General features: G+C 64.0%; 12 protein-coding genes. 11 read left to right on the forward strand and 1 reads right to left on the reverse strand.

What is annotated here, in order from left to right; all coding sequences use genetic code 11:
• Positions 1–33: 33 nt before the first annotated feature.
• Entirely contained in the window at positions 34–300 is a 267-nt protein-coding gene (locus RGUI_RS17160; protein ID WP_081535193.1) for a hypothetical protein, read from the reverse strand.
• Between the two features lie 265 nt (positions 301–565).
• On the opposite strand from RGUI_RS17160, the gene RGUI_RS17165 reads away from it, so the two are divergent.
• From RGUI_RS17165 to RGUI_RS17215, 11 genes are all read left to right on the forward strand, one after another.
• Positions 566–3961: a DUF2126 domain-containing protein gene (locus RGUI_RS17165; RefSeq protein WP_081535195.1), complete on the forward strand. Its 3396-nt coding sequence runs from the start codon at positions 566–568 to the stop codon at positions 3959–3961.
• A gap of 4 nt (positions 3962–3965) precedes the next feature.
• Positions 3966–6383 (forward strand): circularly permuted type 2 ATP-grasp protein, encoded by a 2418-nt coding sequence (locus RGUI_RS17170; RefSeq protein ID WP_081535197.1) that lies wholly within the window; start codon positions 3966–3968, stop codon positions 6381–6383.
• 5 nt (positions 6384–6388) lie between these two features.
• Positions 6389–7267 (forward strand): transglutaminase family protein, encoded by an 879-nt coding sequence (locus RGUI_RS17175; protein WP_081535199.1) that lies wholly within the window; start codon positions 6389–6391, stop codon positions 7265–7267.
• 257 nt (positions 7268–7524) lie between these two features.
• The gene (locus RGUI_RS17180; protein WP_081535201.1) at positions 7525–7818 is read left to right on the forward strand and encodes an STAS domain-containing protein; all 294 of its coding nucleotides are present in this window, start codon (positions 7525–7527) and stop codon (positions 7816–7818) included.
• Positions 7815–8183 (forward strand): response regulator, encoded by a 369-nt coding sequence (locus RGUI_RS17185; RefSeq protein ID WP_081535203.1) that lies wholly within the window; start codon positions 7815–7817, stop codon positions 8181–8183. The genes RGUI_RS17180 and RGUI_RS17185 overlap by 4 nt, the downstream gene beginning before the upstream one ends.
• Before the next feature lie 3 nt (positions 8184–8186).
• Positions 8187–10391, forward strand: a complete 2205-nt coding sequence (locus RGUI_RS17190) for a chemotaxis protein CheA (protein ID WP_081535205.1) — start codon at positions 8187–8189, stop codon at positions 10389–10391.
• A complete protein-coding gene (locus RGUI_RS17195) occupies positions 10366–10833 on the forward strand; it encodes a chemotaxis protein CheW (RefSeq protein ID WP_081535207.1) in 468 nt (155 codons plus the stop codon). Before RGUI_RS17190 ends, RGUI_RS17195 begins: the two co-directional genes overlap by 26 nt.
• Positions 10830–11726, forward strand: coding sequence for a protein-glutamate O-methyltransferase CheR (locus RGUI_RS17200; protein WP_081535209.1), 897 nt, complete (start codon positions 10830–10832; stop codon positions 11724–11726). Before RGUI_RS17195 ends, RGUI_RS17200 begins: the two co-directional genes overlap by 4 nt.
• A 15-nt stretch (positions 11727–11741) precedes the next feature.
• Positions 11742–12128, forward strand: coding sequence for a response regulator (locus RGUI_RS17205; RefSeq protein ID WP_081535211.1), 387 nt, complete (start codon positions 11742–11744; stop codon positions 12126–12128).
• 20 nt (positions 12129–12148) lie between these two features.
• A complete protein-coding gene (locus RGUI_RS17210; protein ID WP_156883017.1) occupies positions 12149–12493 on the forward strand; it encodes a hypothetical protein in 345 nt (114 codons plus the stop codon).
• A gap of 127 nt (positions 12494–12620) precedes the next feature.
• Positions 12621–14969 carry a methyl-accepting chemotaxis protein gene (locus RGUI_RS17215; RefSeq protein WP_172841180.1) on the forward strand — a complete coding sequence of 783 codons (2349 nt, stop codon included), beginning with the start codon at positions 12621–12623 and terminating at the stop codon, positions 14967–14969.
• Positions 14970–14977 lie beyond the last annotated feature (8 nt).

Below are 14977 nucleotides of genomic sequence, written 5' to 3' on the forward strand. Positions count from 1 at the left end.
CGCTTTGCGCCCCGCCTGCGGGCCGTGCGGGGTCTACCGCCCCGGATGAACCGTTCCGGGGCCCGAGGCATTCTCGGGCTCCGGCGGCACCGCGGCCAATAGCTGCAACGGGCCGAACAGCAGCGTCAGCAGGCGCCCGTTCTCGCGCCGCGTCACGCGCCAGCCAAGATAGGGAAGTTGTTCGTTGCCCGACATCCACGGGCGCGGTTCTGCCCAGTCGTCGGACAACCGAAGGCAAAGAAAAACCGGCAGGGTCCTGCGGCGTTCGGGAATGAGGGTCTTGAACAGGATTCTGGGCATGTCTCGATCAGATCGTTCGGTTGGGGGGCGCATCGGGCCGTCGCGGCAGCGGAGAGCATAGTGCGAAACGCAGCCGTGGCCATGGCCATTTTGGTTGCATTGGCCGGGTTTGACCCGTGTGGCTCGCCTGATCGATTGTGGCTCGCCCGATCGATGAAGCCGTGGGCAGTTGGGACATCCCAGAGGCGAAGCCGCGCGCAAGCCGGTTTACACCGGCCCGAAATCCGTCTTTGGTTCCCTTAACCCTTGGCGTTCGGAAGTACACATGGCGATCACCGCAAGCATTCGACATCTCACCCACTACCGCTATGACCGTCTGGTCACGCTCGGCCCGCAGGTGATCCGGCTTCGGCCAGCCCCGCACAGCCGGACGCGGGTGATTTCGCATTCGCTCAAGGTTCTGCCCGAGGGGCACTTCGTGAACCACCAGCAGGACCCCTACGGCAACTGGCTGTCGCGGTTCGTTTTCCCCGACCCGGTGCGTGAGCTGAAGATCGAGGTGGACCTTGTCGCCGACATGACGGTCTATAACCCGTTCGATTTCTTCGTGAACGAAGAGGCAGAGGAGTGGCCCTTTGCCTATCCCGCAGATCTGGTCGAGGACCTGTCGATCTATCGCACGCCGGAGCCCGCGGGACCGTTGCTGACGGACTATCTGAAATCGATCCCGCGCGAGACGACCCGGACCATCGATTTCATCGTCCACCTGAACGCCCGGCTTGAAAAAGAGATCAACTACGTCATCCGGATGGAACCGGGTGTGCAGACGCCCGAAGAAACGCTGATGGTCAAATCGGGTTCCTGCCGCGATACCGGGTGGCTGTTGGTGCAAATCCTGCGTCATCTGGGGTTCGCGGCGCGGTTCGTGTCGGGCCACCTGATCCAGCTGAAGCCGGATCTGGTGTCGCTCGACGGTCCGCCGGGCACCGATCACGACTTCACCGACCTGCACGCATGGTGCGAGGTCTTTCTTCCCGGTGCGGGCTGGATCGGGCTGGACCCGACCAGCGGCCTGCTGACCGGCGAAAGCCATATCCCGCTGGCCGCGACGCCGCATTATCGCAACGCGGCCCCCATCACCGGCATGGCAAGCCCCGCCGAGGTCGATTTCGACTTCCATATGGAGGTGCATCGCACCGCCGAACATCCCCGCATCACCAAGCCGTTCTCCGATGAGGCGTGGGAGGCGCTGGATACCCTGGGCCACAAGGTCGATACCGCGATCCGTGAGGGCGACATGCGCCTGACCATGGGCGGGGAGCCGACCTTCGTCTCCATCGATGATTTCGAGTCGGCGGAGTGGAATACCGCGGCCGTCGGCCCGATGAAGCGAGGGCTGGCCGACACGCTGATCCGGCGCCTGCGCGACCGGTTCGCACCGGGGGGCTTTCTGCATTACGGGCAGGGTAAGTGGTATCCCGGTGAGACGCTGCCGCGCTGGACCTTCGCGCTCTACTGGCGCCGAGATGGAAAGCCGGTGTGGCAGAATGCAAACCTCATCGCCGAGGAAGGGCAGACCGGCGCCACCGCCGAGGACGCCGACCGGTTCCTGTCGGGATTTGCCGAGACGCTGGGGATCGACCCGGATTTCGTGCACCCCGCCTTCGAGGACCCGGTAGAGTGGATCATGAAGGAGGCGGACCTGCCCGCCAACGTGACGCCCGAGGATTCCAAGCTGAAGGATGCCGAGGCGCGCGCCCGAATCGCGCGGGTTTTTTCCCGCGGGCTGGACAACCCCGCGGGTTATATCCTGCCGATCCAGCGTTGGCAGTCGAAGGCCAGCGGCGGTCGCTGGCGGTCCGAACACTGGAAGACACGCCGCGGCCATCTGTTCCTTGTGCCGGGCGATAGCCCGGTCGGTTTCCGCTTGCCGTTGGGGGCGCTGCCCTATATTCCGCCATCGGCCTATCCTTACGTCTACCCGGCCGATCCCAGCGCGCCGCAAGACGCCCTGCCCGATTTCCACGCGGAACGGGAAGAACGCCGAAAGGCGCTGATGGAGGAGTTCGAGCGGATCGCGAAGGAGGAGGCCGCGACCCTGCCAGAGGTCACGCCGGGCCATACCCAGCCGGTGTCCGAGGCACGCGATGCCGGACGGCGCCAGAAGATCATGGAGCAGGGCGTCGACCCCGAAGGCGGGCAGGTGCGCACCGCCATCGCGGTGGAGCCGCGCGACGGGCGGCTCTGCCTCTTCATGCCGCCGGTGGAGGCGTTGGAAGATTACCTCGACCTGCTTGCCGCGGCCGAGGATACCGCCGCGGCGCTGGGCCTGCCGATCCATGTCGAGGGCTATTCCCCGCCCCACGACGCCCGCATGAACGTGATCAAGGTGGCGCCAGACCCGGGTGTGCTGGAGATCAACGTCCACCCGGCCAATGACTGGGAGGATTGCAAGGCGATCACCCGCGGCGTCTATGAAGAGGCGCGGCTGGCCCGTCTGGGCGCCGACAAGTTCATGATCGACGGCAAGCATTGCGGCACCGGGGGCGGCAACCATGTGGTTGTCGGTGGCGAGACGCCGATGGACTCCCCCTTCCTGCGGCGGCCCGATCTGTTGCGCTCGCTCGTGCTTTACTGGCAGCGGCATCCCAGCCTGTCCTATCTGTTCTCGGGCCTGTTCATCGGGCCGACATCGCAGGCCCCGCGGATCGACGAGGCGCGCCATGACAGCCTGTACGAGCTGGAAATCGCGCTTTCCCAGTTTCCCGACCCGGACGAGGGCGATGCCCCGCCGCCCTGGCTGGTGGACCGGCTTTTGCGTAACATCCTGATTGACGTCACCGGCAACACCCACCGGTCGGAGATCTGCATCGACAAGCTGTTCTCTCCCGACGGGCCGACCGGGCGCCTTGGACTGGTGGAATTCCGCGGATTCGAGATGCCGCCCGACGCCAAGATGAGCCTTGCCCAGCAGGTGCTGATCCGCGCGATCCTTGCGCGGCTTTGGGCGAACCCGGTGAAGGGCAAGCCGGTGCGCTGGGGCACGCAACTGCACGACCGCTTCATGCTGCCCTATTTCGTCTGGCAGGATTTCATGGGTGTCTTGCGCGATCTGCAGGATCACGGCTTCGATTTCCGGTCCGAATGGTACGAGGCGCAGCAGGAGTTCCGCTTCCCCTTCTGTGGCGAGGTCGAGTATGAGGGGCTGCATCTGGAACTGCGGCAGGCGCTGGAACCCTGGCACGTGCTCGGCGAACGCGGGGCCATCGGCGGAACCGTGCGCTACACCGACAGTTCTGTGGAACGCATGCAGGTCAAGCTGACGGGCCTGAACCCCGACCGCTATATCGTCACCTGCAACAAGCGGACGGTGCCGCTGCATGCGACCGAGGAAAGCGGCGTTGCCATCGGCGGGGTCCGCTTCAAGGCATGGCAACCGGCCGAGGCGCTGCACCCGGTGTTGCCGGTCAATGCGCCGCTGACCTTCGACATCTTCGACACATGGACGGGCCGGGCGCTGGGCGGCTGCACCTATCATGTCGCCCATCCCGGCGGGCGCAACTACGAAACCTTCCCGGTGAACGCGAACGAGGCCGAGGCCCGGCGGCTGGCACGGTTCGAGAAATTGGGGCACACGCCCGGCAGCTACTGGCCCGCGGCGGAGCATCCGCATCCGGAGTTCCCCATGACGCTCGACCTGCGCCGGGCGGCAGGGATCTGATGCGATGAGCGCGCCGGACGAAATCGCCACCGACGGGATCCCCGCAGATCCGGTGGCGGCGCTGTTGAAAGACTACCATCCGCCGCCGCAGGTGGCCGATGAACTGATGCAGCCCGACGGCACGCTTCGGCCGGTCTGGAAGCCGCTGATCGATCTTGTGGCCGGGCTGTCGTCGGAAGAACTGGAACAGCGTTTTGCCCGCGGCGACCAGTATCTGCACGATGCCGGCGTCTATTACCGCGAGCATACCTCCAGCGGCTCGACGATCCGCGACTGGCCGCTGAGCCATATCCCGGTAATGATTTCCCGCGAGGAATGGCAGGTTCTGGCAGAGGGGCTGGTCCAGCGGGCGGAGCTGCTGGAAAAGGTCATGGCCGATCTGTACGGCGTGGGCGATCTGGTGGCGCGGGGGCTGTTGCCCGCCGAACTGGTGGCGCAAAACCGCGAATGGCTGCGTCCCATCGTGGGGATCAAGCCCAGCTCCGGCTATTTCCTGCATTTTCTCGCCTTCGAGATCGGTCGCTCTCCGGACGGAAGCTGGATCGTGCTGGGTGACCGGACGCAGGCGCCGTCTGGTTCCGGCTTCTCTCTGGAAAACCGGATGGCCACCAGTCGGGTGTTCCACGACCTCTTTCCAAAGGCGAATGTCGAGCGGCTGGCCGGGTTCTACCGCGCACACCGGGACGCGATGAGCGCCCTGCGCGGCGACAATGACGGGCGGGTGGCGATCCTGACGCCGGGGCAGAATACGGACACGTATTTCGAGCATGCGTATATTGCGCGCTACCTCGGCTTCCTGCTGCTGGAATGCGAGGATCTGAAGGTTCAGGACGGCAAGCTGATGGTGCGCACCATCCACGGGCCGCAGCCGGTCAGCGTGTTGTGGCGGCGGCTCGATTCCCGCTTTGCCGACCCGCTGGAACTGGACGAGAACTCGGCGCTGGGCACACCGGGCATGGTGTCGGCGTTGCGGTCGCAGGCGCTGACGATGTTCAACTGCCTCGGGTCCGGGGTGCTGGAGGCCCGCGCCCTGATGGCCTTCCTGCCGCATATCTGCAGGGTCCTGATGGGGGAGCCGCTGAAGCTGCCCAACATCGCCACATGGTGGTGCGGGCAGAACGCCGAACGCCGGTATGTCTACGACAACCTCGAACGGATGATGATCGGGCGCGCGCTGTCGAGCGATCTGCCTTTCGAGGTCGATGCCTCCACCGCGCTGGGCGGCGATTTCCGGGGAACCGCACACAAGCCCATCGCCGACTGGCTGGAGGCCGAGGGCAACCGGCTGGTCGGGCAGGAGGCGGTCACGCTGTCCACCACGCCCGCGATGATCGACGGTCAGCTTGTGCCGCGGCCGATGCTGGTCAGGGTGTTCGTGACGCGCACGCCGACCGGATGGTCGGTGATGCCGGGCGGCTATGCCCGGATCGGGCGAACCGACGATCCCACTGCGCTGGCCATGAAGAACGGCGGCTCGGTCGCCGATGTCTGGGTAGTCAGCGACAAACCGGTTCACGTCGAAAGCCTGACCCCGCAAGAGGAAGGGCCATTCCTGCGGCGCATGCCCGGCATCCTGCCCAGCCGTGCCGCCGACAACCTGTTCTGGCTGGGCCGCTATGTCGAACGTGTCGAAAACCGCATCCGGGAGCTTCGTGCCTATCACCTGCGGCTGGAGGAGGCGGGCGACCGGAGCCTGCCGCTTCTGAGCTACATGGCGGAGTTCATCGAAGGCTTCGACCTCGATATCGAGGAGCCCTTGCCCGCCGGCATTCTCGACCTGTTCGATGCGGCCAGAAATTGCGCGGGCAAGGTGCGCGACCGGTTTTCCACAGATGGCTGGCACGCGCTGAGCGATCTGTCCTTCTCGGCCCGGGGGATGTACAACCGTGTTCGGCCCGGTGACGATGCGGCGCGGGAACTTGGGGTTCTCTTGCGCAAGCTTGCGGGGTTTTCGGGCCTGGTGCAGGATAACATGTTCCGCTTCAGCGGCTGGCGCTTTCTGACCATGGGGCGCGCGCTGGAACGGGCCGATCACATGCTTTCGGTGCTGATCGCCTTTATCGATCCCGAAACACCGCCGGGCGGGTTCGATGTGGCCATCGATGTGGGTGACAGCGTGATGACCCATCGTCGCCGCTACTCCGTCACCAACAACCGCAATACCGTGGTCGACCTGATGGTTCTCGACCCGGGCAACCCGCGCTCGGTCATGTTCCAGCTTGATCTCGTTCGGGAACAGGAAGAACTTTTGTCGCGGTTTGACGGTCCGGGGCCGATTTCCGATCTGGCCCGCAAGATCCTTGTGGTGCACACCGCGCTTGCGGTTGCGGTGCCCGAGGAGCTGACGACCGAACGGCTTATCGAGTTGCGAACCGATGTCCGGGCCATCTCTGACGCGGTGACCGCGCAATATCTGAGCTAGGGTGCATGTCGACCGACTACGATATACGGCTGGAAATCACCTACGCCTATGACAGCCCGGCCGCGGCCAACCGGGCGCTCTTGCGCATCATGCCGCTGAGTGGGCCCGAGCAACAATTGATCTCTGGCTATGTCAGCACCGATCCGCTGCCTGATTTCCGGCGCGACGGGGTGGATTTCTTCGGCAATCCGACGACAGAAATCGCCCATTACGGATCGATGTCCGAGATCCTGTTCCGGTTTTCCGGGCGGGTGCGGCGCTTCGGGCCGCCGACCTCGCTGGATCTGTCGTGCCCGCTGGCCAGTCTCGGGGCAGAGATCGGAACGGTCAATTCCATCGGTCCGTCGGCGCCGCATCATTTCCTTGGAGAATCGGAACGTCTCCGGATCGAACCGAAGATCGCGGCGTTTGCAGAAGATTTGACGGAACTTTCCATGCCGGTCTTCCATGTGGTCCAGACCATGTCGAAGGCGCTGCACGCCCATTTTGAGTTCGACCCTGAGGCGACCGAAGTCACGACAACGCCGCTTGATGCGTTCGAGAGCCGGCGGGGCGTGTGTCAGGACATCAGCCATGTGATGATCACGGCCCTTCGGGCGATCGGAATTCCCGCGGGCTATGTCAGTGGCTTCCTGCGTACGACACCCCCGCCGGGACAGCCGCGGCTGGAAGGGGCGGATGCGATGCATGCCTGGGTCCGCGCGTGGTGCGGTTTTGAAATGGGATGGATCGAGATCGACCCCACAAACGACCTGCTGGTCGGGGGGGATCACATCGCGGTGGCCATCGGGCGCGACTATGCCGATGTGGCCCCGGTCAAGGGCTCGTCCCGCACCGCGGGGTCGCATACGACCGAACATCAGGTTGACGTGATCCCGCTTTAGGCGCCGGCCGGGCCCGACATCGGACCCCGTTCACCGGGGCGGGTTGGGCGACCAGAAACCGTTTGGGGATGACGCCAATTTGCCCCGGGCCGGTCCAACTTTTGCCAGCGAAATCTTCCTATTTCAAAGGTTCCGGCCGGTTCGGTGTGGGGCTGTTTCTTCCCGTTCTAAAGCCCGGCCGGCGTTCACCACTTTTTAGGTACCTGGAGAGTAAGCAACCATGAGGAGAAAGTTTGCCGCAGCAACAGGGGATCGGAATGAGCGCCGAAAGCCAACTTGAACTGGATGTCCGGGATCATGCCTGGTTGGAAAATCCAAAGGACACCATCCGGGCCGTTCTCGAATCCGCCCCCGGTTCGGTTTCGATCGCCGCCGAAGAGGCCAAGGCGCCGTCTGCCCATGACGCGCAATTGCTTCTTGCTTTGCGGCGGCATGTCGAAAGCCAGGGTGGCACCTTCACCGTCTCCGACCCATCGCCGGCCTTTTGCGAAGGTTTGAGCCTTCTGGGCCTCCATGACCCGATCCTCGGCACAGAGGTAGTTCAGCAATGACAAACGTACTCGCAATCGACGACTCGCTGACCATGCGCGAAATGGTGCGCGAATGTCTCAGTTCCGCCGGCTTCACGGTCACCACCGCCAATGACGGTGTGGACGGGGTAAGCCAGTTTTCGCAAGACCGCTATGATGCCGTCATCACGGACATCAACATGCCCAAGATGGATGGCTTCGGCGTGATCGAGTCCATTCGCGGCGGCGACACCAATACCCGCGTTCCGATCCTCGTTCTGACGACGGAAAGCGGCGCCTCGATGAAGGAACGGGCGCGCAAGGCCGGGGCCACCGGCTGGATCGTCAAGCCGTTCGAGGATGAAAGTCTCGTCAGCGTTATCCGCCGAGTGACAGGAGCACGTTGATCCATGTCGCGCGATGATTTGAAGGCCGCCTTCTTCGCAGAATGCGAAGACCTGTTGGAACAGCTTTCCGAAGGCTCTCTGGAGCTTGAAGCCGGCACCGCCGAGGAGGAGACCGTTCACGCGATCTTCCGTGCGGTGCATTCGATCAAGGGGGCGGCCGGGGCGTTCGGTCTCGACACGCTCGTGACCTTCGCGCATCGCTTCGAAACCGTTCTTGACCGCTTGCGGTCGGGCGATCTGACGCCCGATCCGGACGGGATGCACACCATCCTGCGGGCCGGTGACGTGCTGGCCGACCTTGTCGACCTTGCGCAGGCTGAAAGCGAAGAGGTTCCGGAGGCGATGCCGGAGCTTCTGGAAAAACTGGGTGAGCTGGCCGGCGGGGCCGGAGAAGAACCCGCCGCCGGAGGAGGTGGCGAGGAAGCCGAAGAAGAACTCTTTGGCTTTGAGCCGCTCACCTTCGACCCGGTCGAACTGGTGGAAGTCGAAGCCGGCGATGACGTCTGCTATCGCGTCAAGGTCACCGGAACGCCGGACATGTTCCGCAACGGCCATGACCCCGCGCTGCTGTTCGGCGAACTGGCCGAACTGGGCACGCTGGACGTGACCTGCGACGCCGCCACGCTTCCCGATCTGGCCGAATTCGATCCCGACCGGTGCTATCTGTCCTGGGAATTGATGTTGCGTGGCAATGTCTCCGAGGCCAGCATCCGGGACGTCTTTGCCTTCATCGACGACATCTGCGAGATTGAGGCGGTCGAAGACGATCTTGCCGCGACCGATGGCGGTGCGGACGACGCGGCGCTTGCCGCGATCGATCTGCCCGAAGCCGAACCGGAGCCGGCCGAAGCCGCTGCTGTGCCCGATCTGCCCGAACCCGAGGCGCTTCAGTCGGAGGCCCCCCCCGACCCAAAGTCCCCGGCGTCGCCTGAGCCTGCGACGGACAAATCCAAGGCTCAGAGCAAATCGTCGGCCGTGCCCCAAACGACGCTTCGGGTCGATCCCGAGCGCGTCGACCGGCTGATCAATACCGTTGGCGAGCTGATCATCAACCAGGCTGTGATCCTGCAGAAGGTCATCGCCAGCGGGATCGCGGCGAATTCCGACATCATGGGCGATCTGGACGACTACCAGTATCTGGCCCGCGAGCTTCAGGAAGGCGTGATGGCCATTCGCGCCCAGCCGGTGAAGCCGCTGTTCCAGCGCATGCAGCGCATCGTGCGCGAGGCGGCCTATTCGCTGGGCAAGGATGTCGTTCTGGTGACCGAGGGCGAGGCGACCGAAATCGACAAGACGCTGGTCGAACGCCTGTCCGAACCGCTGACGCACATGATCCGGAACTCCGTCGATCACGGCATCGAAAGCCCGGAGAAACGGGCCGAGTCCGGAAAGCCCGCGCAGGGCACGATCTGTCTGTCGGCCGCCCATTCCTCTGGCGACGTGCTGATCGAGATCTTCGATGACGGGGCCGGGCTGAACCGCAAGCGGATCTTCGATATCGCGGTCAAGAAAGGGCTTGTTCCCGCCGAGGCCAAGCTCTCCGAGTCGGAAATCGACAACCTGCTGTTCATGGCCGGCTTCTCGACCGCCGAAAAGGTCACCAACCTTTCGGGGCGCGGTGTCGGCATGGACGTGGTCAAGACCGCGATCACCTCTCTCGGGGGCCGCATTTCGATCAGCAGCAAGCAGGGGGAGGGCACCAAGTTCTCCATCGCGCTGCCGCTGACCCTTGCGGTGATGGACGGCATGGTCATCCATGTTGCCGGGGAAACCCTGGTCGCGCCGCTGTCCAGCGTGGTGGAGACGATCCGGCCGAAGGCGCAGGATATCGTTCCCTTCGGGCGCGACGGGCGGCTTCTGTCGATCCGTGGAACTTATGTGCCCATCGTGAACCTCGCGAACCTGCTTGGCTTCTCCTCGGATGCCGACGTATCGACGGACAGCATCCTGATCCTGATCCGGTCAGAGCAGTCCGGTCTCGTGGCGCTGGCCGTGGACGACATTTCCGACCAGCGGCAGGTCGTCATCAAGAGCCTTCAGGGCAACTACGGCGCGATCGACGGCATCTCCGCCGCAACCATTCTGGGCGATGGCCGCATCGCTCTCATCATCGACACAGACGCCATCCTGTCCATGGCCGGCCAGTTCAGCCGCGACATGGCAGCGCTAGAGGAGACGGACCATGCCGGCACCGCAACAATGGGCTGACGACGACATTCTTGAATTCGTGACGCTCAAGGCCGGCGGCCAGAGCTTCTGCATCGAGATCACGCAGATCCGCGAGATCCGCCGCTGGACGCCGGTCACCGCATTGCCCCATGCCGAAGACGCGGTGCTGGGCGTGATGAACCTGCGCGGCGCGGTGATCCCGATCCTCGATCTGTCGGCCAAGCTGGGTCTTGGCGAATGTGATCCCTCGCCGCGGCACGTGATCATCGTGGTCGCCATCGGGTCGCGCACCGTGGGTCTTCTGGTCGAGTCGGTTTCGGAAATCCTGACGGTCGAGGGCAAGCAGATCTGCGAAGCGCCGACCATGGGCAATGGCGACGGTCCGACCAGCATTCTTGGCCTGATCTCGATCGAGGAAGGCATGTCGCGGATCCTCGCCCCCGAGGTCCTGATGCCCCAGGGACTGACAGACGCAGCATGAACAAGCCCGTGAACTCCATCGCGCCGCGCACGCAGCGGGACATCCCCTTCGGAGAGGATGACTTCCGGCGCATTGCGGCCTTCGCCAAGTCCGAATACGGCCTCCACTTGGAGCCGTCGAAGAAGGCGATGATCCACTCCCGACTGGGCCGTCGCATCATTGCGCTGCAGCTCGATGGATTTGCGGCCTATGACGAATACCTGCGCGCCAACCTGGCCGAGGAAGCCGACCATTTCATCTCGGTCCTGACGACGAACGTGACCCATTTCTACCGGGAAACGCATCACTTCGAGCAGTTGCAGGGCGAGGTTCTGCCGGCTTTGGTGGCCAAGGCGCGGTCGGGTGGTCGGGTGCGGCTCTGGTCTGCCGGATGCTCGTCGGGGCAGGAGCCCTATTCGCTGGCCGGAAGCGTGGTGCGCCTGTGCCCCGAGGCCGGCAAGCTGGATGTTCGCATCCTCGCCACCGATCTCGATCCGTTCGTGCTGCGCAAGGCCGAGGAGGGCGTCTATTCCGACGACCTGTGCAAGTTCCCGCCCGGTGAGTGGGAGGGGCAGGTCTTCAACAGTTCCGAACGGAAGAAGCCCAACCGCCAGGTCCGTGACGATGTGAGGACGCTGGTCGCGTTCCGGCAACTCAACATCAACGGCAACTGGCCGATGGCCGGCCGGTTCGACGTGATCATGTGCCGGAACATGGCGATCTATTTCGACACGAAGACACAGCAGACGCTGTGGCAACGCCTCGCGGAAAAACTCAACCCCGACGGCATGCTTTTTATCGGTCACTCGGAGCGGGTGACCGGACCGGCAACATCGGTGATCGAGCCGGCCGGTGTTACCGCCTATCGCAAACGCTCGCTGAGCGCATCCGCCGCACCGGCGGGATCAGCCTAAGGAAAGGAAAAGGACGTGTCACTCAAGGATACCCTCCGGGTCATGGTTGTTGACGACATGACGGTGAGCCGTGGCCTGGTGACCCAGGCTCTGGAAGAGCTTGGGGTCTATCAGATCGCGACCGAAAGCAGCGGCCAGGGGGCGCTCAAGCGTCTTGCGGCCGACCCCGTGCATCTGGTTCTGGCCGACTACAACATGCCCGGCATGGACGGTCTGCAACTTCTGGAAGGCCTGCGTCGCAACAAGTCGACCTCGCGCGTTGGCTATATTCTGGTGACGGGCACGCCCACGCCGGAATTGATCCAGAAAGGTCAGAAGCTGGGCCTGAACAACCTGGTGCGCAAGCCGTTCACGACCGCGACGATGAAGAAGGCCATCGAAGCCGTGGTTGGGCGCCTGTGATGGAACCCAGCCCGGAACCCATGCCTGACGGCCCGGATCTGGCTTCGGTTCTGGGCGTTCTCGGCCATGAAATGGGTCATGCCGCAGAGCTTCTGCGCCGGTACGAACGTGCCGTTCTGATGAACGCAGGCGAAACGACACCGGCAAGGACCGGGGCGAGCGAATTGCAGCTTGTCGATCTGGTCATCCAGATCCTTGAGGATCTCGGGCCGTTCAGCAAGGCGCTGTCGGAAACGCTCCCCAAGGATCTGACGGTGCCGCCCGAGATCATCGACGGGCTGCGCCTTGACCAGTTGCGCTGCCATCTGGGGGGGACGACCCTTCGGGAAACGCCCCATTCCGGCGGCCATATCGATTTCTTTTGAAACGATTTCTGCCATCCCCCCTGTTGGGGGTGGCACGGGGTAACCGGATCTCAATCGGTCACGGAATAGGACGGATTGAACTGGGCTCGGACTGCGCTGAAGCGGTATGCGAACGAGGATGGACGGGATGCTCAAACGATTGCTAGAGATGCCGATAAGACAAAGGCTTCCGCTTTCGATTGCGCTGATCGTCGTCGCCATCGCAGCCAGCATGGGTCTTTTCTTCTACGCACAAGCCTACCAGTCCCAGAAAGCCACGACGGTCACCAATGTCGAGGCGCTTGCCAAGGACCAGGCCGCGCGCGTGAAAGGCTGGGTCGACGACAAGAAGGCCCAGCTTGCGGCCGAGGCGTCCAATCCCTTCATCGCAGCGTCGGTGCGGAATTTCCGGTTGGCCATCGCCAGCGACGGGGGCGATCTGGCGTCCGTGCGCCAGGCCTATGTGCTGGGCAACCCCCTGCCAAAGGCGGACCGTCAGAACCTGCAGGATGCCGGGGACGGCTCTGCCTATTCCGCGGCCCACAAGCGTGTTCACGAACGCTTCCGCAAGGAGCTGACCCAACTGGGATACTACGACATCTTCCTGTTCGATACGCAGGGCGACCTGATCTACACCGTCGCGAAGGAAGATGATTTCGGCCAGAACGCCTTGCGCGGAGAGCTTGGGGCATCGGGCCTTGGCGCGGTCTACCGTGAGGCGGCATCGGCCGCGCCGGGAGAGATCGCCGTGGTCGATTTCGCGCCCTACGCCCCCAGTGCGAATGCGCCCGCGGCCTTCATGGCGACACCGGTCTTCGACGGCCTCGGCCTTCGTGTCGGCGTTCTTGCCATCCAGTTGCCGAATGAGGAGCTTTCGGCGATCGTCAACCGCGCCTCGGCCCTTGGCGATCTTGGCGATATGTACATCGTCGGGCAGGACGGGAAATCGCGCACCTATTCCCGCTTCGACGGTCGGTTCGAAATCCTTCAGCAGGTCAGGGATGTTCCCTTCATCAAGGCGCTGAAGGCGGGGCAAACCGGGCTCTTCTACGGCACCGAGGGGTTGTCGGGCGCGCAAAGCCTTGCCCTGACGGTCCCGCTGGACATGGGCTTCGCGAAATGGGTGCTGGTCACCGAACTCGACAAGAGCGAGTACCTGGCGCACCTGATGAAGTTGCGCAACCGGATCATCCTCTTTGTGCTTGCCGGGGTTGTCGTCACGATTGTCGTCAGCACGCTTGGGTCGCGTACCATCACGGTGCCCTTGCGGTCCTTCGTGCGCTCGATGGACGAGGTCGCCGCGGGCGACTACTCCAAAAGCGTGGGTGTTGCCGAGCGGTTGGACGAGATCGGCCTTCTGGGGCGTAACCTGACGGCTTTCCGGGACCAGCTGGCCAAGGCCGAAGCACTGGCAGCCGAGCGGGAGGAAGACCGGGTCCGGCAGGACCGCGTGGTCAAGGAACTCAGCGGCGCGATGCGCTCTTTGGCATCGGGCGATCTGACCCGGTCGCTGGATGAGCCCTTCCCCGAAGCCTATGAGGAACTTCGCCAGGATTTCAACGCGACGGTCGAGACGCTGAACGACCTGATGGGGTCGGTGGTCGAGAACGCGACCGAGATCCATACCCGCGCCGAAGAGATCAACTCCGCCTCCGACGACCTGTCGCAGCGGACCGAAAACCAGGCCGCCACCCTGGAAGAAACGGCGGCCGCCCTCGATGAACTCACGTCGAGCGTTCGCGCCGCGGCCGACGGGGCCGCCGAGGTCGAGGCCGTGGTGAAAGACGCGCGAAATGGGGCGGAGGAAAGCGGCCGGGTCGTGACCGATGCCATCGATGCGATGTCCGGGATCAAGCGCTCTTCCGACGAGATTGGTCAGATCATCGGCGTGATCGAGGATATCGCGTTCCAGACCAACCTTCTTGCCTTGAATGCGGGGGTCGAGGCCGCCCGGGCAGGCGAAGCGGGCCGGGGGTTTGCGGTCGTCGCCTCGGAAGTTCGGGCGCTGGCGCAGCGGTCCTCCGACGCGGCCAAGGAGATCAAGCACCTGATCTCGACCAGTTCCGATCAGGTGGATTCGGGCGTGTCCCTCGTGAACCGGACCGGGGATGCGCTGGCCGACATCGTCGAGCGGGTGAGCAATATCGCCGAACTGATCAGCGATATCGCCTCTGGTTCGCAGGAGCAGTCGGTCGGGATCGGCGAGATCAATGTGGGGGTGACCGAGCTTGACAAGGTCACCCAGCAGAACGCCGCCATGGTCGAGGAAGCGACCGCCGCCTCCACGACGCTGAAGCAGGAGGCCGCGAATCTGCAAGGCCTCGTCGCCCGCTTCCGTCTGCGGGGCGGGGTCGGGCACGCCGCAGAGGTCAGCGTGCCGGTTCTGCAATTCAGCCGCAGCGCGGCACGAGAATCCACGACCCGCGCCGCTGCGGCGCCGCGCGTGTCCTTTGAAACGAAACATGCCGTGAACGAAAGCGCTTGGCAGGATTTCTGAGACCGCGT

The organism is Rhodovulum sp. P5, assembly GCF_002079305.1.
In the GTDB taxonomy this organism is placed as follows: Bacteria; Pseudomonadota; Alphaproteobacteria; order Rhodobacterales; family Rhodobacteraceae; genus Rhodovulum.